Origin of the sequence: Gordonia hongkongensis, assembly GCF_023078355.1 — a bacterium.
In the GTDB taxonomy this organism is placed as follows: domain Bacteria; phylum Actinomycetota; class Actinomycetes; order Mycobacteriales; family Mycobacteriaceae; genus Gordonia; species Gordonia hongkongensis.
Genome location: NZ_CP095552.1, coordinates 2889124 through 2908647 on the forward strand (window position 1 = coordinate 2889124; position 19524 = coordinate 2908647).

The 19524-nt window shown below is 65.5% G+C and carries 16 protein-coding genes, 3 pseudogenes and 1 other annotated feature; of the genes and pseudogenes, 5 read left to right on the forward strand and 14 right to left on the reverse strand.

Annotated elements, in window-relative coordinates; genetic code table 11:
* Positions 1-11: 11 nt before the first annotated feature.
* From MVF96_RS13145 to MVF96_RS13155, 3 genes and pseudogenes are all read right to left on the reverse strand, one after another.
* The gene (locus MVF96_RS13145) at positions 12-2204 is read right to left on the reverse strand and encodes a heavy metal translocating P-type ATPase (RefSeq protein ID WP_055476458.1); all 2193 of its coding nucleotides are present in this window, start codon (positions 2202-2204) and stop codon (positions 12-14) included.
* Positions 2197-2612, reverse strand: a pseudogene (locus MVF96_RS13150) (ArsR/SmtB family transcription factor). Before MVF96_RS13150 ends, MVF96_RS13145 begins: the two are co-directional and overlap by 8 nt.
* Positions 2613-2809: 197 nt before the next feature.
* Positions 2810-4087 carry a L,D-transpeptidase gene (locus tag MVF96_RS13155; protein ID WP_139104530.1) on the reverse strand — a complete coding sequence of 426 codons (1278 nt, stop codon included), beginning with the start codon at positions 4085-4087 and terminating at the stop codon, positions 2810-2812.
* A 377-nt stretch (positions 4088-4464) separates the two neighbouring features.
* On the opposite strand from MVF96_RS13155, the pseudogene resB reads away from it, so the two are divergent.
* Together resB and MVF96_RS13165 are read left to right on the forward strand one after the other, a co-directional pair.
* Positions 4465-6110, forward strand: a pseudogene (resB, locus tag MVF96_RS13160) (cytochrome c biogenesis protein ResB).
* Between the two features lie 131 nt (positions 6111-6241).
* Positions 6242-6571, forward strand: coding sequence for a DUF4229 domain-containing protein (locus tag MVF96_RS13165; RefSeq protein ID WP_055476455.1), 330 nt, complete (start codon positions 6242-6244; stop codon positions 6569-6571).
* Positions 6572-6824: 253 nt separating this feature from the next.
* Here MVF96_RS13165 and MVF96_RS13170 read toward each other — a convergent pair whose 3' ends face one another.
* Positions 6825-7616, reverse strand: coding sequence for a M23 family metallopeptidase (locus MVF96_RS13170; protein ID WP_239582609.1), 792 nt, complete (start codon positions 7614-7616; stop codon positions 6825-6827).
* A 517-nt stretch (positions 7617-8133) separates the two neighbouring features.
* On the opposite strand from MVF96_RS13170, the gene MVF96_RS13175 reads away from it, so the two are divergent.
* On the forward strand, positions 8134-9156 hold the full coding sequence (locus MVF96_RS13175; RefSeq protein WP_307814794.1) for an endonuclease/exonuclease/phosphatase family protein: 1023 nt from the start codon (positions 8134-8136) through the stop codon (positions 9154-9156).
* Positions 9157-9232: 76 nt separating this feature from the next.
* Here the strand turns inward: MVF96_RS13175 and MVF96_RS13180 are convergent, their stop codons facing one another.
* The 4 genes from MVF96_RS13180 to MVF96_RS13195 all read right to left on the reverse strand — a co-directional run bounded on the left by MVF96_RS13180 (position 9233) and on the right by MVF96_RS13195 (position 12318).
* Entirely contained in the window at positions 9233-9676 is a 444-nt protein-coding gene (locus MVF96_RS13180) for an ATP-binding protein (RefSeq protein ID WP_247449289.1), read from the reverse strand.
* A 10-nt stretch (positions 9677-9686) separates the two neighbouring features.
* Positions 9687-10112, reverse strand: coding sequence for an STAS domain-containing protein (locus MVF96_RS13185; RefSeq protein ID WP_159372055.1), 426 nt, complete (start codon positions 10110-10112; stop codon positions 9687-9689).
* A 375-nt stretch (positions 10113-10487) separates the two neighbouring features.
* The gene (locus MVF96_RS13190) at positions 10488-11201 is read right to left on the reverse strand and encodes a PAS and ANTAR domain-containing protein (protein WP_205334465.1); all 714 of its coding nucleotides are present in this window, start codon (positions 11199-11201) and stop codon (positions 10488-10490) included.
* A gap of 514 nt (positions 11202-11715) precedes the next feature.
* Positions 11716-12318, reverse strand: coding sequence for a sigma-70 family RNA polymerase sigma factor (locus tag MVF96_RS13195; protein ID WP_374100873.1), 603 nt, complete (start codon positions 12316-12318; stop codon positions 11716-11718).
* Between the two features lie 159 nt (positions 12319-12477).
* On the opposite strand from MVF96_RS13195, the gene MVF96_RS13200 reads away from it, so the two are divergent.
* Positions 12478-13760 (forward strand): IS3 family transposase gene (locus MVF96_RS13200; RefSeq protein WP_226513891.1). Its coding sequence is split into 2 segments (ribosomal slippage): positions 12478-12766 and positions 12766-13760, totalling 1284 coding nucleotides; the frame shifts between segments, so codons are not numbered across the junction.
* Positions 12756-12884 (forward strand) — a sequence feature (AL1L pseudoknot). It overlaps the preceding gene by 129 nt.
* A 30-nt stretch (positions 13761-13790) precedes the next feature.
* Here the strand turns inward: MVF96_RS13200 and MVF96_RS13205 are convergent.
* The 5 genes and pseudogenes from MVF96_RS13205 to MVF96_RS13225 all read right to left on the reverse strand — a co-directional run.
* Positions 13791-14993: pseudogene (locus tag MVF96_RS13205) on the reverse strand (transposase); the annotation flags it as partial.
* A gap of 76 nt (positions 14994-15069) precedes the next feature.
* Entirely contained in the window at positions 15070-15423 is a 354-nt protein-coding gene (locus tag MVF96_RS13210) for a histone-like nucleoid-structuring protein Lsr2 (RefSeq protein WP_240199544.1), read from the reverse strand.
* Positions 15424-15673: 250 nt separating this feature from the next.
* Positions 15674-16282 carry a TetR/AcrR family transcriptional regulator gene (locus tag MVF96_RS13215; protein ID WP_205334464.1) on the reverse strand — a complete coding sequence of 203 codons (609 nt, stop codon included), beginning with the start codon at positions 16280-16282 and terminating at the stop codon, positions 15674-15676.
* A gap of 199 nt (positions 16283-16481) precedes the next feature.
* Positions 16482-16910: an ATP-binding protein gene (locus MVF96_RS13220; protein WP_247449290.1), complete on the reverse strand. Its 429-nt coding sequence runs from the start codon at positions 16908-16910 to the stop codon at positions 16482-16484.
* A 27-nt stretch (positions 16911-16937) separates the two neighbouring features.
* On the reverse strand, positions 16938-17351 hold the full coding sequence (locus tag MVF96_RS13225) for an STAS domain-containing protein (RefSeq protein WP_205334462.1): 414 nt from the start codon (positions 17349-17351) through the stop codon (positions 16938-16940).
* Between the two features lie 712 nt (positions 17352-18063).
* On the opposite strand from MVF96_RS13225, the gene MVF96_RS13230 reads away from it, so the two are divergent.
* Positions 18064-18285, forward strand: a complete 222-nt coding sequence (locus MVF96_RS13230; protein ID WP_240199543.1) for a hypothetical protein — start codon at positions 18064-18066, stop codon at positions 18283-18285.
* Between the two features lie 823 nt (positions 18286-19108).
* Here MVF96_RS13230 and MVF96_RS13235 read toward each other — a convergent pair.
* Positions 19109-19327 carry a hypothetical protein gene (locus MVF96_RS13235; protein ID WP_247449291.1) on the reverse strand — a complete coding sequence of 73 codons (219 nt, stop codon included), beginning with the start codon at positions 19325-19327 and terminating at the stop codon, positions 19109-19111.
* Between the last annotated feature and the right edge of the window lie 197 nt (positions 19328-19524).

Genomic DNA, 19524 nt, shown 5'->3' on the forward strand with positions numbered 1-19524 from the left:
GCGTGGCTCCCTCAGTGACGCTCGCGATGAAACGTTGGCGAGCTACTCGGTACGTCATCGGCGCCATCCGACGGGCTCGAACAGCAACTGCACCCTGGTTCTGTTGTGGCCGAACAGCTCTTGCTGGTCGCCGCGCCGCGTGCTCGTGGTGTCGGCAGCAGGGGTACCGCGGGCACCGACCGTGGTTGAACGGGGGTGGTGGCTGGTCCTGGAGCGCAACAGGCGTCGCCTGTGTCGTGGTAGGCCGACACCGAGATGTTGAGCGTGCCGGGGGATACCCGGGGCACGGCACCGGTGCCCGGCAGCGCTTTCGTCCGGGCGGCACGAATCGCGTTGGCGATCACCAGCACTTCTGCGAGTTCGTGGACGAAGACCACTGTGGCCAGGCCGAGGACGCCCGTGGCGGCCAGCGGAATCAGCACACCGATGATCGCTAGGGAAAATCCTATGTTCTGCATCATGATTCGGCGTGCGCGCCGAGCATGGGACAGTAGTTGCGGGAGATGGCGAAGATCTTCGCCCAGCAACGCCACATCGGCGGTTTCGATAGCGACGTCGGTACCCATCGCTCCCATCGCAATACCGACATCGGCGGTGGCCAACGCCGGGGCGTCGTTGACGCCGTCGCCGACCATGGCGATCGCCCGCCCGCGCGCTAGCGTGGCCAGCAAGTCGGCTTTGTCTTCGGGAAGGAGTTCGGAATGGACGGTGCTGATTCCGGACGCAGTGGCCAAAGCATGTGCGGTGCGGTCGTTGTCCCCGGTCAGCATGACCGAGTCGACACCCAGCGCCGTCAGTTGCCCGATCGTTTCAGCGGCCTCGGGGCGAAGCTCATCGCGGACCGCGATCGCGGCGACGACGGTGCCTTCCCGTTCGATCAGCACGACGGTGGCGCCGTCGCTCTGCAATCGAGTGACGTCTCCGGCGAGCGCGCCGGGATCGAGCCACCCGGGTTTGCCCAGGCGCAGTTGCTGTCCGCGTATCCGGCCGGTGAGGCCGTGACCGGCGATCGCGGTGACGTCATCGGCAGGTGAGCCCAGAGCAGGTGCGGCCGCGAGAATCGCGCTCGCCAACGGGTGCTCGCTGCGAGCCTCGAGCGCGGCGGCATAAGACAACGCGTCCTCGCGGGTGACCTCGGGTGTGCTCACCACGTCGATGACCTCCGGAGTGCCGCGGGTCAAGGTGCCGGTCTTGTCCAGCGCGACGACGCGGACCTGTCCCAGCTCTTCGAGTGCAGCACCGCCTTTGACGAGTGCGCCATGGCGGCTGGCGGCGCCGATCGCGGCGACCACCGTCAGCGGCACCGCGATCGCCAACGCACACGGGGACGCGGCAACGAGCACCACCAGGCCGCGTTCGAGCCACAGCAGCGGATCACCGAGTAGCGCACCGATACCGGCCACGAGTGCGGCTAGCACCATGATGGCCGGGACCAGGGGGCGGGCGATGCGGTCGGCGAGACGTTGGCCGGCGCCCTTGCGTTCCTGCGCTTGCTCGACGATGTGCACGATGCGGGCTAGGGAACTGTCGGCGGCGCGGGCGGTTACGCGGACTTCGATCGCACCGCCACCGTTGATCGCGCCGGCGTAGAGCAAGTCACCCGGACCCGCCTCCACGGGCACAGATTCGCCGGTGATCGCCGACAGATCTACGCTGGTAGTGCCAGCGGTGATAGTCCCGTCGGTCGCCGCGCGCTCACCGGGACGCACCACCATCACATCGCCGAAGATCAACTCATCCGGTGACACGGTGACCTCGAGACCCCCACGAATCACCGATGCGGTCGGTGGAACCAGCGCGAGCAGCGCCCGCAGGCCTCGCCGGGTCTTGGTGACCGCGTAATGCTCGAGTCCTTCAGCGACCGAGAACAAGATTCCCAGCAGCGCGGCCTCGGGTATTTGGCCTAGCGCCACGGCGCCGATTGCGGCGATCGTCATCAGCGTTCCGACACCGATGCGCCCGTGGCGCAGCGATCGCAGTGTCGACGGCACGAACGTGGAGGCGGCAACAACTGCCGCGAGCAGTTCCAGGACGACGCCTGCGGTGTCCGATAGCGAGCTTCCGATGATCCAGCCGAACGCGAGGAAAACTGCTGCTGCGCCGGCGAAACGCAACTCGCGTACTTGCCACAACCGGACCGGTCCCTGATCGGCCTCAGCCTCGAGGGCGGCGGAATCTGAGGGTCCGCAGCATGCGTCACTCATGTGTATGCCCCTGCACTATGGCCGCCGCCGGTTTCGTCGCGGCTGTCGTGGAGACCCCGGCGACCGCCAGAACCGCTGTCACGAGAGCATGACCGGACGGAGTCAACGCATACATCACCAACCGTCCGTGGCGACGCCCGGTCACGAGGCCGGCACTCTTGAGCAGGCGCAGATGGTGTGAGACAAGGTTCTGCGCCATGCCGACCACCCACGCGAGGTCGCAGACACACAGTTCGTCCCCCGACAGCAACGCTGTCGCTACGCGCAGACGAGTGGGATCGCCGAGCGCACGGGCCCCGGTGGCGGCACGGTCGACCGCCGTCGCATCCGGCAACGCAGACCGGATACCTTCTGCGTAGGCAAATCGAGGCACAGCAAGTCGCATGTATCCACCGGCTCCCGGGTCATATCGACATCCTTACGTTCGTTGATATGTCGCCATGTAACCACCTTCGGGCAAATACCTCAATATCCGTTGATATGGCGGATGGCATACCCGCGGGCACGGACCGGTCGGGGCCGGCCCGTAGGCGTCCAGGGTCAAGGCCGGACGAGCTCAGTCGACTGGACCGTGATGGAGTGTCTGGATCGAGCCAGCCCGATGCCTAGGTGTCTGCGTTGCCCTTCTTCCACTGTGCCCACGGGATGTTCCAGTCGCCGAGTCCATCGACTCCCGATAGTGTTTCGGCGTTGGTGTTCTTCACCGTGACGGGGTCGCCGCGCATCGTGTTCTTCACGAGCCATTCCGCGTCCGCGGGACTCAGATTCGGGCAGCCGTTGCTGACATTGCTGTTGCCCTGCGCCGACAGAGACCACGGGGCACCGTGCATGTAGATGCCGCTGTAAGACATCTGCACCGCCCAGTCGACGGGTGTGCGGTATCCCGCCGATGACTCGACAGGAACTCCGTAGGTGGAGGAGTCCATGACGATGTGCTCGACGCGATCACCGATCATGTAGATGCCGCGTGGAGTCGGTGTGCTGTCTTTGCCGAACGACGTCGGCATCGTTCGGATGACCTTGCCATCCCTCTTTACGACGATGGTCTTGGTGTTGTCGTCGGCTTCGATTGTCTGAGCTCGGCCAATGGTGAAGTCGTAGGACAGATTTCTGTTGCCATAGAGCCCGTCGCCGAGGTCGACTCCGTAAATGTTCACGGCGACACTGACCTTGGTCCCCGGCATCCAGAAGCGCTCGGGCCTCCATCGGACCTCGGAGTCGCTGATCCAATAGAACGCGCCTTGCATCTGTGGATCAGAGGCCACGGTGATTGCAGCCTGCGCCTTCCGGCGGTCAGGGATGGGATCCGAGAATCGAACACCAATCGTGTGCGCAATTCCGACGGTCTTCTCGCCCAGAATGGCCGCGCTGGTCAGCGACTCCGGCGAGGCTGTGGTGAAGCCTTGCGAGACGCTCGTTCGACCACCCACACCCACGGCTTCAGCTCGAACGGAGTACTGCTTCGAGTACCCCAACGGCTGGGTGCTTGTCCAGGTACTGCCATCCTCGCTCAGCGAGCCCGCCAACGCACGCCCGCTAGATGTTGGGATATCGACGTCGGTCAACGCGCCGCGACTGGCCGTCACAACGATAGGAAGCCCAGGTTCGACAACCGCGTCGGGAGCGAGCCGATCGCCTCCTTCGGTGGCCACAGCGATGGAGGGTTGTGCGATGGCCGCAAAACTGTCGACGGCCGAAATCTGGTCACTGTAGGTAGAGCTACCGCCAGCCGAGCTGCACGAGGTCAGTACCACCACGACGGCCGTCAGCGCCGCCAATACCAGTACATGCCGAGCCTTGACCTGCGCCGAACGGTGGCGTCGAAGGGTTCCCAGACGTTGCCGCAGCTGACTATGGCCAGTCGATCGGCGGTCGCGACGCATCGTCCTCGGAGTGCCAAAGCGGCCCATCAGTTACAAAGCCCTTCATCCGGAGCACACACCGACGACCACAGAATGTAGGCGCCGCCACAGGTCTTACTAACAATGATAGTAGTTTACGGCTCACCAGGCCTCACCGCTCCGATCGAGCAAGCAAGACCCAACGTGGTTGCCATCCGGGTTCTATAAATACTACGGTGCGTAGTAATCCGGGTAGGTGAGGGAGAGCAGGTGAGACCCATAGTGGCGGTGCGGGGGAGTATGTCCCGGCGACCCACCGCGCTCGTGGTGGCGGGTGTCGATCGGCACTCGGCCGGCGACTTCGACGTCGCTCCTGCAGTCATGGACTGTCGGAGTGCGACGACGTTACCCCCACCACGATGATGGGAACCGAAGCGCCGACGCCGCGCCGAGCGCACCCGGCGCTTGGCTCCCTGCGCAGACTGTGGCGATCGCTCACGTCGATGAAAACCGCACTCATGCTGCTGTTCCTGTTGGCCGCAGCCGCGATCCCGGGCGCCATGCTGCCACAACGACCGCTCAACGAGCAGAAAACAACCCAGTACATTGCCGACCGCGGCGCGCTCGGGGTGTGGATGGACAGACTGCAGCTGTTCGACGTCTTCGCCAGCACGTGGTTCACCGCGATCTACGTCCTGCTGTTCGTATCGCTTGTGGGCTGCCTCACCCCCGAATTCTCGAGCATGCGCGCGCAGTGCGCGCTCAGCCGGTCCCCGCGCCACGCAACCTCATTCGTCTGCCGCGGCACGTCGAGGACACGGTGCACGGAGATCCTGACGAGGTTGCTGCCCTGATAAATACCAATCTGCGTGGCTGGCGCCGAGTCACCACCACGCGCCCGGCGACGGGTGCCCAACCCACCGAAGCCGTGGAGATCTCCGCGGAGAAGGGCTACCTCCGCGAGTGGGGCAACCTCCTGTTCCACTTCTCACTGCTCGCCCTGTTGATAGCGATCGCGGCCGACAAACTTTACGGGTACGAGGGCACCCGCAGTCTCATCGCCGATGGCACGCAAGGCCTCTGTAACACCTCGACGGCCGTCTATGACTCGTTTCGAGCAGGCAGCCTTGTCGACGGCACCGATCTCTCACCATTCTGTGTTCGTGTCGAGGGCTTCGATGCGAGGTTCCTGCCGAGCGGCCAGCCCGACATGTACGAAGCCGACGTCAGTTACACCGACGACGTACGACAGTCCGACCCCACTACCTGGAACGCTGCGCGTATTCGAGTGAACGAGCCTCTGCGAGTAGCCGGTGACCGCGTCTACGTCCTAGGCAATGGCTTCGCACCTACATTCACAGTGACCTTCCCGAACGGTGAGCAGCGCACTCAGACAGTACTTTTCATTCCCGACAACTTGCAGACGATGTTGTCCTCAGGCGCGGCCCGTTTTGATACTCCCGCGGGGCTTTACCCCGACGCGGATGAACGGCGCCGCCGACAGATCGCGATTGAGGGTCTGTTCGCGCCGACCGCGGCATTCCAAGGAACGCTTCTCACCTCGTCGTTTCCCGTGCCGAATGATCCGTATGTAGCGATCAGGATCTACCAGGGCGACACCGGACTGGATACCGGTCGTCCGCAGAACGCATACTCCTTGAACCAATCACTCATCGAGCAGGGCCGGCTCCAGCAGCGGGCCCAAGTCAATCTCGGCCCAGGAGAGACCCACACCATCGCCGACGGCACCGTAGTGCGCTTCGACGGGTACGAACGGTTTGTGTCCATGCAGGTGTCGCACGGGCCGGCACAGAACTGGGTCCTGCTGACCGCGACTGTGATGCTGGCTGGGCTACTTGTGTCCCTGCTTGTCCGGCGCCGACGAATCTGGGTGCGGTTGGTGCCCACCGAGATCGATGGCCAACGACGCACTGCTGTCACCATCGCCGGTTTGGCCCGCACCGATCAGGCTGGGTGGGGCGAAGACTTCAACGAGCAAGCGCGGCGATGGATGACCGAGCCAGCGTCAGCGAACCGCCGACTACGACGCACACGTCACGAATGAGACTCACATCAGCAGAGATTCATCCTGCGGGGATCGATGTCCCCCAGTTGAAGCACTCGACGAGAGGGCGTGCCACGTCACACATACATCCGATCGCATTCAACAAGCAGCACACGGAAGGCCTACCGAACATGAGCAGAAGCACTTCTGACCATGCCGCCCCCTCGCCCGCCCCTTCGGGCAAGTCACTCGTCGCGATTGCCCTGCTGTATAACGCCGCGCGGCTAGCACTCGCCGCTGCGCTGTGCGGATTGATCCTGTTGATTTCCTTCGTATTTGACGTGAAAATCCCGATTTTCGGAGCCGTCGTGCTCGCAGTAGTGCTCAGTAGTCCAGTCTCGATGCTCGTCCTCAAACCCCTACGAACTCGCATCAATCACCAGGCCGAAGCGATGGACGCCCACCATGCGAGCAAGAGGGGACTCGCGAAGAGCCGCTCGGTGAACCTGCCAGATAGTTAAACCACAACCCAGGCACGTACGCACCTCATCATGGGGTACGACCACCAACCAGCAAAGAGCGGCTGCCACTGTCCGCCGCGGCCTGTGACCACGATAGATTTGCACACCGTTGCGATCCGATCGATCGGGCGCATTTGCCAGAAGCTTGCCGTCGGTAAAGCTCAGTAAGACCACGAGACTGGCAACGTCGGCTTGGCTTACGCCCGCACACCTGCCACGAAATCTCCAGCAGCTTTGCACCGTTCACGCCGGTTCAGCCGACGACGTAGACGCCCCGGGTTCTCAGCCACTGTGCCGGATCAAGTTTGGGTCCGTCTTGCTGCCAGACCTCATAGTGCAGGTGTGGTCCAGTGGAGTAGCCGCGGTTTCCTACCGTTGCGATCTGCTCGCCGGCCCGGACTCGTTGTCCGACGCTCACCAACGCCTCGTTGATGTGCCCGTACACGCCGATCGTGCCGTCGTCTTGCAGCACGCGTACCCATAAACCGAAACCATCGGCCGGACCGGATTCGATGACCTGCCCATCGCTTGCGGACACCACCGGCGTGCCAATCGCGTTGGCGATGTCAAGGCCATAGTGCGTGGTACTCCAGCGTGCCCCGTAGCTCGAGGTCACGGTGCCGTAGGTAGGTGCCGCCGACCGCGGCCGTTGTGGCGCAGGGGGATCGGAAGGCCGCAGACGATCTGGCTGCACCAACTCTCGCACGGCCGCGGTCAGCTCATCGAGTGACGATGTCCGCGCCGGCGTGGTGTCTTGTCGATCGTCCACCGATCCGAGGGCTACAGGTGATGGCGTTGCCGCGGATCGGTCGTCGGCGGACACGCCAGCCTGGAAAACTGGGGTGACTGTTGGGCTGTGACGATCGGCGAGCGCAGTGGCCGCGGTCCCGCCGGCGACGCAAAGGACCACCGCAGCCGCGAGCGATCCACTGACCCCGGCTGCGGCTACGGACCTGAGTGGTGTTCCCGACGTCTTCTCCTCGTCGAGCACATCGAGAAAATCAGAGTGAACTGGCTCATTGTCATGGTGATCGAGAACGGACATCGCCCGCTCCCATGGCGCGGTAGGCGCTGCAACCCTTTGGTTCCTGCCGACGTCGACCGAGCGTGGTGTGCGCCACGGCCCATACGCGTCATGGTCGAAACGGGCCGCGTGCGGCCGTGCATGATGCGAGGGGGACGGGTGTGGGCGGGCGCCGCGAGGCGGGTTGGGAGGAGACGTCCTGGGCGCACTCACCGATGAAATCTGCGGCGAGCGCGTGAGGGCCGGGGCAGGTGAGGGGACTGCTCGGGTGAACCCGACCGCAGTCTCAGGGGGTGGGGTATCCGATGTCGCCCCGACGCCCGCGCGATACCCGAATGCCGTGGCACCGAAGGCCCGCGGTCGAAAGCCGCCGACGCAGGGCGGCGGGACGCAGGTATACCAGCAGGAGGTGGGCTGGGGTCAGATTTGCGATGCCGTGCCAATGAAGGTCCCTCAGTTCAAGCGTCGTTCCGGATGAAACAGTTCGATATCGAACGGGCCACGGACAGATTACTACTACCGTGGTTAGTTTCTCCGAGTGGGCGTCAGAATCGTCATCCTGCGCCTCTATCAGCGTTCTGAGCCTGACGGCGATCGTGGCATGATCGACCGCATGCGTGGACTCCTACGAGCACTCGGCTGGGGTGCGGTCCTCGCCGCTGTCGTCGGGATTGCTGCTCACTACTCTGGCCTGGTCAGCAATACCGCGTCCCGGGTGGCGGCGTTCACGCCGGTGTTAATCGGCGTCGGTGTCCTCGGCCTGGTGCTGTTGCTCGTCGCGCGCGCCTGGATCTCCGCGGTGGCAGCTGTGCTCGTCGTTGCCGTGGGCGTCACGGCGCAGGCCCCGCTGTATTGGGGAGTGGACGAACTGGTCTCGGACTCGGACTTGACCGTTATGCAGGCAAACATCTTTCGCGGGCAGGCCGATCCGGATGAGATGGTGTCGCGGGTACGCAGCTCGCGAGTCGACGTCATGACGGTGGTCGAGCTGACGCCCGAGTCGGTGGGGGCCCTCGATCGCGCCGGGTTGCGCCACGCCTTGCCGTTCGCGTTTCTCCGTCCCCGCGAGGGTGGAGGTGGAGCCGGCATCTATGCTCGGTCCCCGCTGACTGACGGGCAACTCCTGCGCGGATTCGAACTGTCGAATCTTCATGCGCGACTTACGCTACCAAACCGCTCGCCCATCTCGGTCTATGCACTGCATCCGTTGCCGCCCTATCCGGAACCATCGTGGCGCTGGAATGCCGAGCTCCGCGAGCTACGCTCGATCCTGTCCGCCGACACAGATCCGCTGATCATCGGCGCCGATGCCAACTCGACCTACGATCACCGCTCCTTCCGGCAGCTGCTCTCCGGACCGCCGGATTCACCCCAGCTGACCGACGCCGCCGAGCATCTCGGATCCGGCGTCGTCGCGACCTACCCCGCCGGCCGACCCTACCCGCCCCTGCTCGCGCTCGATCGGGTACTCACCCGCAACGGCCCGACACCGACATCGTTCCGGCGGATCGATCTGCCGGGCTCCGACCACCACGGGGTGCTCGCGAGCATCCGGCTTTGAGATTGAATCGCGGTCTGGCCGAGGCCGCCCGACTGGTGACGAAACACGTTGATTCGCATCAAGATTCGCCGATAATTTACGTTATGACATCACGACAGTCCCGCATCGGCTGCCAGCACATGGTGACGGTGGTGCCGTCGGGTCCGGTGGTGAGTGCGTTGGTGTCGCTGAGCACGGTGATGAGTGCTAGTCCGCGGCCGCGGAAGCGCTCTGAGGGGCTGGGGTCCCAGGTTCCGGTGTCGGTGACGGTGATTTCGAGGACGCCGTTGGGTCGGTGTCGGCTGCGCACGGTGACCGTTCCGGGTGCGGCGGTGTCTTTATAGGCGTGTTCGGTGGCGTTGGCGACTGCTTCGTAGACGGCCAGGACGATGTCGCCGCGGCGTTCGGTGTCGGCGTCGACGGTGGCCGTGACCCAGAGGGTGAACAGTTCGCGCAGTGTGTAGGCGGCTTCGGCGGTGGCCTCGACCGAGCGTTGGAAGTCACCGGTGGAGTCGCCATCGAGGTGCAGTGATGAGTCCACGCCGCGGTGTTTACTCAGTCGGGGTGCCGCTCATTCCGGTGGGGTCGGTCATGGAGGTGACGGCGTGGGCGAGGGAGGGGTAGAGGACGATCGTCTGGTCCAGGCCCATAAGTGTCAGCGGCCTCGACGTCGCGGGTTCGGCGGCGACGACTCCGAACAGTCCGGTCGGTGCGATGGCCTCGTGTGCGGCGACGAGCGCGGCCATGCCGGCTGAGGCCAGGAAGTCGGTGGTGGTCAGATCGATGATCAGGCCGCGCGGTTGGCCGGTCAACGCGTTCGTTACTGCCTCGGACAGTTGTGGTGCGGTGAGCACGTCGATGCTGCCCTGCACGGTCAGGATCACCAGTTCTTCGTGCTGGGCGGAGACGATGGTCAGCAACGCACGGCCGGCGTTGTCTCCGCTGTCGTCGACGACCACAGCGTCAGGGTTGACCACGGCGTCAGGGTTGTTTGGCTGCACTGGTGACTCTCGCTTCCATCGAAGGGGGGCCACACAGCTGTTGTGTGGCCACGGCCCCGACCGACGACATGACGACGGCTACCTGCTGCACCGGCCTACCCATTTTGTCATGGTCGCCCGCCCGACAGCGATGCGGTCGGGCGAGGACGTCAGGCGCGGCAGCCCTTCGTCGGGTCTCGCCTGGGGACCTCGCCCGACGGTCACACGACACCACGTTCGAGATTGCACATCCGATTGCGCGATACGCATTCGAGCTGGCGGATCGTCGGTTCGTCGAATCAGATGTGGATGCGGATGTCGGAAACTCGTGCACTGTGCTGTCCGAGGCTCGGCTGTCCGGAGCACGCTCGGCTACTCGGTGGACGAGGTCGGTTCGTCGTGGTGGCGGTGCGCTGTCGTGGTGTCCTCGGGGGTGGCCGGTGGGCCGGCTGCGGTGAGGATGAGGTGATCGAAGTCTCGGCGCATGTCGTCGCTGGCGCGTAGCTGTGTGCTGGCGGCGACGATGGCTTCGCACACAACCCGCAGTTTGGTGTTGGACGTTTGGGACCGCCAGGTGAGTACGTCGAAGGCTCGGTCGGCGGGCACGCCGTAGACGAGCATGATCATGCCTTTGGCCTGTTCGATGACGGCACTGTGTTCGCGGAAGGCGCGGATGTGGCCGTCAACTTCGGCCTGGACGGAGTCGTTGGTGTAATCGGCCAGGTCGAGGTAGAACCCTTCGGTGCCGACCGCCCGGCCGGTGTCGTCGCGGATGGCGTGGGCGATGACCGCGACGGGGCGCACCTGGCCGTGGGTGTCGATGATGCGATGTCTGCTGGAGAAGGGGATATGGCGAACGCGCATCTGCTCGACCATCGCGAGGAAGGACGCGCGGTCCTCAGGATGCTTGTGAGAGGCGAGGAGGTCGGTGGTGGGCGTCATCTGCTCGGCCGGGTAGCCGTGCAGGACCGCTGTTTCGGGGCTCCACTCCCACTGTTCGGTGTCGTACCAGAACCGGAAGGTCGCCACTCGCTGGTAGTCGGTGCTGTCGGAGGGACGCTCGGCCCCCTCGGACCCGTCGGACACTCGTGCATACTCCTGATCACTGTGTGGAGACCTACCGGCAGCAGGGTCATCGTTCCGTCAGAAAAATATGTATCCCCCTCGGTGGGCGTTACAAGGGCCGTCAGGCCCTATCACCGCAGAGTGTGGCCGGTACCTCTCCGGTGTCGGGGTGATGACGCAAGCCACCTGATGCCGAAGTGGGGAGCGGCGGTTTCGGCTCCCCGGGTGGTGGGGTAGGAGGACAGTAGCCGTTGCCGGCCTGGCCGGGCAGTGGTAAGACCTCGGGCAGTTGAGCAAACGCTGCCCGAGGTCGTTTCCAATGGCTACTGGCCCCGACAGCGAGGGTTCGGAGCCGCGGCCCGGTTCGGATGGCCCGCCCGTTCCGCACTGTGTCGAGGGGGCCCGGCGGTGCGGGTCGCGTGCCGACGGTCGGGCCTGTCGTTACACAGTCGACCCGCAGTGGTGGCCGCGCCAGGCCTCACCATGTGGGTGTGTGTCGATCACCGGCAGCGGGCGACGGCAGGGATGGCTGGTGTCACGTGTCGTCGGGGGCGAGCATGACTGTTCGTAACCGTCGCAGTCCGTCGCGGATACGGGATTTGGTGGTGGGCAGCGGTGTTCGGAGTCGCTGCGCGACTTCGGGATAGGACAGGCCACCGAAGTAGGACATCTCGATGCATTCACGCTGCAGGTCGGTGAGCTGGCCCAAGCCGGCATGCAGGGTGCGCACCTCCTCGGCCGCGACGGCCACTTCCAACGGAATGTTGCGCGGGGTGTCGGGTTCAGCGGTGGTGGCGCCGTAGTCGGAGATCCGCTCGGCCTGCATGTCTTCGGTGCGAACCCGGTCGACAGCGCGGCGGTGGGCGATGGTCATCATCCAGGTGATGGCCGCGCCGCGGGCAGGGTCGAAGTCTCCGGCGTTCTGCCAGTACTGCAGATAGGCTTCCTGGACGACTTCCTCGGCGTAATGGCGGTCCCGCACGATCCGCACCGCGAGACCGTAGATGCGTGAACTCGTCAGATCGTAGAGGCGGGTGAACGCCTCCCGGTCCCCGTCGGCCACCGACACCAGCAGCTGACTCAGCAGAGTCCCGTCACCGCGACACGCCGGCGCGGGGGAGCTGTCTTGGGTGGCCACGGTTTACTACACGGCCGACAACCGGGGCAGGGGTGCGTGCTCACGCACCGATCTCGTGACGATCTGGGCGGCGAGCGGGACCGTGTGGTGAGCGCAGACCATGCAGGTGAACCGCCCCGGGTCTGTCGGAGGCTCTCGAACCTGTGAAGGATGGAGAGCATGGCAGCACCACGCAAGTACAGTGAGGAACTCAAGGACCGGGCCACCCGGATGGCATGTGAAGCGCGACAAGATCCCGATTCGTCGAGAGGTGCGATCAAGCGGATCGCCGATCAGCTCGGAGTCCATCCCGAGGCGTTGCGCAATTGGGTTCGTCAGGCCGAGATCGACGGCGGGGTCCGCCCGGGCACCACGAGTGAGGACGCTGACCGCATCGCGGCGTTGGAGCGGGAGAACCGTGAACTGCGGCGAGCGAACACGATCTTGAAGCAGGCTTCGGCTTTCTTTGCGGCGGAGATCGACCGCCCACAGCGCTGATCGTGGAGTTCGTCGCGGCTCACCGCGATGAACACGGAGTCGATCCGATCTGTGCGGCATTGCGCGATACGTCCGCCCAGATCGCTCCGTCCACGGTACGAGCCCACCTGAGCCCCCAGAAGACCGAGGCGCCTCGTGTGGTGCGTGACCGGGAGCTCCTTACCCAGGTCCGCGCGGTGCATGCCGACAACCTCGGCGTCTACGGTGCCCGCAAGGTGCATGCCCAATTGCGCAGACAGGGCCATAGTGTTGCCCGCTGCACCGTCGAGCGATTGATGAAAGCCGATGGGCTGCAAGGGATAGCGAGACTCAAGACACGCAAGACCACGCGCAGCGAGGGAGCTGAAACACCCCGGCCGGCTGACCGGGTCAACCGTCAGTTCACCGCGGCGGCACCGAACGCGTTGTGGGTGGCGGACCTGACCTACATCCGCACCCACTCGGGCTGGGTGTACGCGGCGTTCGTCCTGGACGTGTTCTCGCGGATGGTCGTCGGCTGGCAGGTCTCGACCACCATGCACACCGACCTCGCCCTCGACGCCCTGAACATGGGATTGTGGGCACGGTCGCGTGCCGGCCACGACGTGGCCGGGCTGATCCACCACTCCGACCGCGGAGTGCAATACCGAGCCATCCGCTACACCGAACGACTGGCCGAAGCCGAAGCGGTGACATCTGTTGGCTCCAAAGGGGATTCATACGACAACGCGATGGCTGAGGCGTTCAACTCGCTGTTCAAAGCCGAATGCATCCGTAACCCCGTGATGCGCCCGCGAGGCGGCTGGGCAGGTGTGGGCGAGGTCGAGATCGCCGTCGCTGAGTACGTCGAATGGTTCAACCACCGCCGCCTGCACGGCGAGATCGGACACGTCCCACCCGTCGAGTACGAGAGCGCCTACTGGTCGACCCACACCGTCACCAGCTACCGTGAGAACCCGGTCCCCGCAAACGCTGGAACCAACTAACCGAGCCTCCAGCAAACCCGGGGCGATTCAGTCGAAGGTGAAATCGTCGACGACGAAACCACCATCAACCGCCGGCATGTGTGGCTTGGGTTTGATCACCGCGTTCCATCGTGTCCGCGCCAGCGTGGCCAGCATGTCACCGGAGGCATACGCTGAATCACCCAGCACCTCATGATCGTCGGCGTCGTCGGCGACGGTCGGATCGCTCAGCAACAACCGTGCCCCGACTGCTCCGTCGGAAGTGTCCGGACCAGCGGCTTTGGTCATCTCGATCGCGGTGACCAACCCGGTCTCCGGTTCATTGACGATGTGGCCCTTGAACCCGTCCTGCTGGCGTGCCCGGGTTTTGTGGGCGTGGCGGGTGTCGGTATCGACGGTGGAGATCACCCGGTCCGGGGCGGTCCGGGGCGCGATGCGCCAGCGTCCGTCGGTGCCATCAGAACCTGGTGCCGGTTCCACATCCTGGCCGGTCACCAATGCCAGCAATGCCACCGCCTGCGCCTGGGCCTGGTTACTCGGTTCCTTGTCGATGGCCTCGAGGTCCAGACCGTCGAGCACGGCCAACCCATCTTCGACAAGGGCGCTGATCAGGTCCTGTTGAGCACACTCATCATCCCAGGCGATCCGCGGCTTGCCGGGCCGGTCATAGCCGCCGCCGGTCAACGCGGCCAGACGAGTCGCGTGCTGCTCGACCACCACCGCACCACCGTCGACCTCTCGGGCGACCCGCCGGATCGCCGCGATCACCTGGGTGATGGCGTCCTGGCGGGCCACCGCGTCATCGAAGATCGTCGAATCCAGCGCTCGACGGCTCTTACCCGCGAGCACCCCGGTGGTGGTGATGACCTCGCGTACCACCTCGAAAATGCGGTGCGGCCGATCGCTGGCTGCCAGTCGCCGACGCCAGTACGTCAGAGTCGACGGATGAAAACCTTTGTTACCCAACACGAATCCACACGCCGCTTTCCACCGCAGATCGAAAGTGACCGCATCAGCGGCTTCGCGATCGGACAAACCCTGCAGCGTTTGCAGCACGATCACCGACGCCATCGTGGCCGGCGGGATCGACGGACGGCCCCGGCCGCTGGGAAACAGGTCCGCGAACATCTCCGCAGGAAACAACTGCTCGCGATGAGCAGCCAAAAACGCGAACACACTGCCCTCGGCCAGCAAATGCCCGACGACCGAGTTCACATCCAGAAACTCACCCTGACGATCCGGCTCACCCTGCATACCCACCAGGATCCCAGCCCACCAGGCAAACCCGCTCACCCCACACCGAAACGACACCGACTATTTCAGCAGTCTCTTAGGCGTGTGTGTCGTCGAATGCTGAGACCACGTGCAGGGGGATACGGCCACGCGCCGAGACGTGGTAGCCGTTGTCGCGGGCCCACTGGCGGATGGCTTGCGACCGGGTCGGCGACGGCCGCGCACGTCCACCAGTCGTTGCGTGGTCGGCTGCGACTTTCGTTGCGCGCGAGGTGTATTTCGAGATGTCGCGCTCGAATTTGGCGAGGTTCGCCGGCCGAACATCAAGCACGTAGCGGGCGATCCGCTGCCCCGGCAAGGTCACCGAGAATTCGACCGTGTGCACATCCTCGGAATCGATCGGCCGCCCGTCGACATCGTCGACCACCTCGACACGCGCAATCTTCGCCATCCGGCAACAGCCTCCCGATCATCGACCCCAACCCCTCGTGGGGCTCTATCCGCAGCTGAGGCCACCCACCGGTCCAGCGACAGCCTCCACTACTTCTGTGAGCGGGGCGGCGCTTCCGCGCCGCCTGGTGTTCGGTGACAGGCGCAACCCGGATGGCCCGCCTCGCATAACGGCCGCCGGCGCCGACGGACCCGCCGCGAGCGGGCGGGTCGTCCCGTCCAAGTCGCCGGATGGCGGGTGAGCGGGGTGGTTACTGCACGTAGGACATCAGGCCGCGCACGGACGCGTCGATGATCTGGTCGATCGCGGCATCATCGGCGAGGCTGAGGTAGGTCAGGGTGATGGCGTTGGTTGCGGCGATGACCACCGGCCCCAACTCGGCGACCGGCACCGTCCACTGGACACCGGCATGGCGGGCGCCGCGTTCGAGTCCGGCGGCGGCGATCGTGAACAGCCGTGCATACATGTGTGCGCCGGCGGTGTGCAGTTCGGGATGGTTGCGCGCATAGATTCCCAGCGCGATGACGGCCTGCATACGACCAGGCTCGGCCTGCAGGAGCCCGTAGAACCCGCGGAAATGCCGCCGCAACTGCGACTCCATGTCGAGCGCATCACCGGATGCCGGATCGACGTCGTCGGGCACGATCGAATCCAGCACAGCAGTGATGTCAGCGGGAACCGCAGTCTCCATTACTGCACTCAGCAGTGCGATGCGGCTTTCGAAGGCGTAATGAAAGCTTCCCAATTTCATCCCGGCATAGGCACAGATCCGCCGGGTGGTGGCACCTTCCACTCCGAAGTCGGCGATCACACGGTAGGCCGCATCGATGAGCGCGGCACGGCGCTGATCGGCTGACATCCGAGGCACTGACGCCTGCCTTCCTCATCATCGACCCGCGCCGGCGGCCGGCATTGTCACCGACCGGACTTGGGGCCCAAGGTTGCGTCCGACCCTAGCGTCCGCACACCGCTCAGCACTGCGCGTTGACCAAGCGGCCCAACGTCGCCGTGGGCGTTCCGCCGACGGGGCACCGGCGGCGGGACCGGACTGCCTCACCTCACTGTCGGGCGCCGGGGCCGATGCGTCGCCAGTACAGCGCGATGGTGGTGCCGTTGGGGTTGGTCGTGATGTTCGACGAGTCGCTGAGGTCTCCGATCAGCGACAGGCCGCAGCCCCGGTACGGCGCGGTGCTGGGGTCTCGTCTCCGCACGCCGCGGTCGGAGATGGTGACGGTGAGTTCACCGGTCGGCCTCATCGAGGCGTTCACCTCGACCTGCCCGGTGCGGGTGCAGGCGTAGGCGTGCTCGACGGCGTTGTTGGTCGCTTCGCCGACGGCCAGGACGACATCGTCGCGGCGCTGCGCGGAAGGTCGGCAGGCGGTATCGAGCCAGGCCGTGAATTGCTGCTGAAGCTGGGTCGCGGAGTCGGCGGTAGCAGCGATGGTGCAGCGGAAAGCGCTGCCCTGCGCCGAAGGTGTGGCGTCCACGGGTGGTTGCCTACCGCAGTCGGGCTGTCACGACGCACCTCTGGTCGTCGCGGCGATGGCGTCGGCGAGTGTGGGGTATAGCGGCAGTGTGTGGTCGACACCCATCATCTGCAGGGGCCGGGTGGTGACGGGGTGGGCGGCGACGACACCGAGGTGGCTGGTCGGGGAGATGGCCTCGTGTGCGGCCAGTAGCATGGCCATCCCGGCGGAGGAGAGAAAGTCGACCGCGGCCAGGTCGATGATCAGCCCGCGGGGTTGGCCGCTCAACGCTTCGAGGATCGCTGCAGCCAGCTGCGGGACGGTGAACATATCGATGCTGCCGTCAACGGCCAGGAGGGTCAAGCCCTCCCGGAAATGCGTCGAGGTCACTCTCAGCAACCCGCGACCGGTCGCCGGGTCGGTGGGTGTGCCGGTCACCGGATGGGAGTTGTGGGATGGCATGTCGGTGCTACTCCTGGCGTTCGTGGCCACCGGCCGGTGCGACAGCGACTTCCTTAGAGACGTGTCCTCCGTGCAGGGTGCGGCAGGTGCTCTACCGGTGCCTACGCGTCCGTCGCGGACAGTGACCTTGTTCCTACACGACTGTCGTCGCCGATGACGAGCACACCGGACCGCACGAACAGTGTGGCATTGCGTGTCTGCGGCACGGCGCACCCGTCATCGGCTGATATTCGGCGGCGCCGTCGACACGGATGGCTGAGCATCCGGGCGCCCGCACAGCGCCTTTGTCGGCCCGCGAGGTCCACCGCAACCGCCTCGGACGGCCTCGACCCCGATTGTGGCACTCGACCCGAACGCCACGGTTCGACGCGGCGGGCGTGTTCGCACGCGGTGTAACACCTGGATTCGTCCCGAAGATGACCTCATGTGGTGACGCTGGTGCGAGTGACCACCGCGGCGCCATCGGTGCCGTCGCCGGGGGCGGGGTGAGGAGGAGGCCCGGGCTGTGCGGGATGTACGAGGCGATGGCTTCGAGCCCTCGTTCGCTGTCATGCTCGAGGTGCTGTTCGATCACGTCCCAGGATCAGGCCCTACCGGGCGTATTACCGCCGACGAGGTTTGCCAGCGCAGTGTCGGCGCCCCACGGCCGCTGAGCCCGCCGGTGTTGAGTTCCCTGCGCCGGGGGCGGACCCGTGACCCCAAACTGACGACCGTGCAGGCAACTGCTGTCGGTTTCGGCGTCGACATCGCCTTCTTCACCACCAGTTTCCACCACCGCCATCGCCGCCACCCCATGCCGGTGCGGGTCGTGCTGGCCAGCAACGGATGGCATGACTACTACCGCATGGCAGCAGCGCTCTACGATCTCCCACCACCGCAACGCGCGATCGTGCTCGCCGTCATCGACGTCCTCCTCGACCACCCACGCCGATAACCCACCGCCGCGCTGGCGGCGTCGCACCGTTCGGCGCTCACCGAGCCGACGACCGGACCGGCCAGGGTGGCTGTGCGACAGCGGAATTGTTGGCCCACATCTGTACCTGCAACCCCCGCTCACACGCGCTTGCCGGCGTTACCGTTGAACAGGGTCGCGCGTCGCTGCAGCGTCGCGACCCTGCAGGCGGGGCGCCGCTGGTTCCATCGCAGGGAGCCCACCCAGAAGCGGCACCCCGTCTGCCCGCTCCGCGGTGTGGCAGGGCTGCCAGGTGCCAGCGGCCGGGAGACCGGCGTGAAGATGGACGTCACCGATGGTCATCACGCCGGTCGCCGTTCGCTGTTCGGCCCCCCCGGATGCGACAGCCGCACGGGGACCGCGGCGGCGTAATGCATGTGGGTGCGGTTCACGCACATCATGGCTCGGTGACGAGCTGTCCTGGATTTCGTCAGCGTGCGCGCCCGACTGGTCCGGCCGGTGTGGCGGACGTCGAGAGACCTGGGGGACCGGCGGGGGTGGGCTGTCAACCCCGAAGAGGCAGGCGCGCCGGAAGCCACTTTCGTCTTAGGAGCGTAGCGAGTGAAAGTGGTTGGAGCGCACGGGCGTAGCGCAGCGGAGAACGGGCGGTAGCCGCCTGGTGTGGGTTGACAGCTCGGGGGTCCCCGTCGGTCACACTTGGTCGACGTGCGCGCGCAATAAGGTGACCACCCACCTAACTGGGATCTTCCCGGGTCGGCGGCGGAGCGCAGCGGAGTCGGCGGGCCGGGACAATGCTGTGCGGCCCGTGGGCCGCTCCGCCGCGCCCCGGTGCCCGGCGCGCGGCTCAGCCGGTGATCTGTCGGCAGTCGCGGCATTCCCACTGACCGTCGACGAGGACACACAGGCGGCGTTGTTCGCACAGCCAGCAGGTTTGCCCAGGTTTGGGCTGTTCGCCGGCCTCGACGGCACGCAGCCGATCGGCAGCCTCAAGGCGGGTGTGGGCCTGGGTGCGGTAAGCGGCGCGGATCGCCTGGTCGCGGGTGGTTTGGGCGTCGGCGGTCATCGGTTGCCCGTCGGGGTTGTGGCGCAGCATGGGACAGAAGTCTCGACGGCATTGGCCGCAGGGGTGGCCTTGGGTGTCGGTGGGGTTCGCGCAGCCCGGTAGGGCGCAGCGCGGGAACAGTTCGCCGGTGATAGTCACGGTGTGTCGTCGAGGTGGCGGGTGGATCGGGTGCCGGGGCGGTGGGCCGCGACCGTGTG

Excerpts from the sequence above, each read along its gene's own strand:
- MVF96_RS13225 (WP_205334462.1), bottom strand. The coding sequence starts at position 17,351 with ATGCCATCCCACAACTCCCATCCGGTGACCGGCACACCCACCGACCCG.
- MVF96_RS13155 (WP_139104530.1), bottom strand. The coding sequence starts at position 4,087 with ATGCGTCGCGACCGCCGATCGACTGGCCATAGTCAGCTGCGGCAACGT.
- MVF96_RS13145 (WP_055476458.1), bottom strand. The coding sequence starts at position 2,204 with ATGAGTGACGCATGCTGCGGACCCTCAGATTCCGCCGCCCTCGAGGCT.
- MVF96_RS13170 (WP_239582609.1), bottom strand. The coding sequence starts at position 7,616 with ATGTCCGTTCTCGATCACCATGACAATGAGCCAGTTCACTCTGATTTT.
- MVF96_RS13215 (WP_205334464.1), bottom strand. The coding sequence starts at position 16,282 with ATGTCAGCCGATCAGCGCCGTGCCGCGCTCATCGATGCGGCCTACCGT.
- MVF96_RS13235 (WP_247449291.1), bottom strand. The coding sequence starts at position 19,327 with ATGACCGCCGACGCCCAAACCACCCGCGACCAGGCGATCCGCGCCGCT.
- MVF96_RS13210 (WP_240199544.1), bottom strand. The coding sequence starts at position 15,423 with ATGGCGAAGATTGCGCGTGTCGAGGTGGTCGACGATGTCGACGGGCGG.
- MVF96_RS13165 (WP_055476455.1), top strand. The coding sequence starts at position 6,242 with ATGAGCAGAAGCACTTCTGACCATGCCGCCCCCTCGCCCGCCCCTTCG.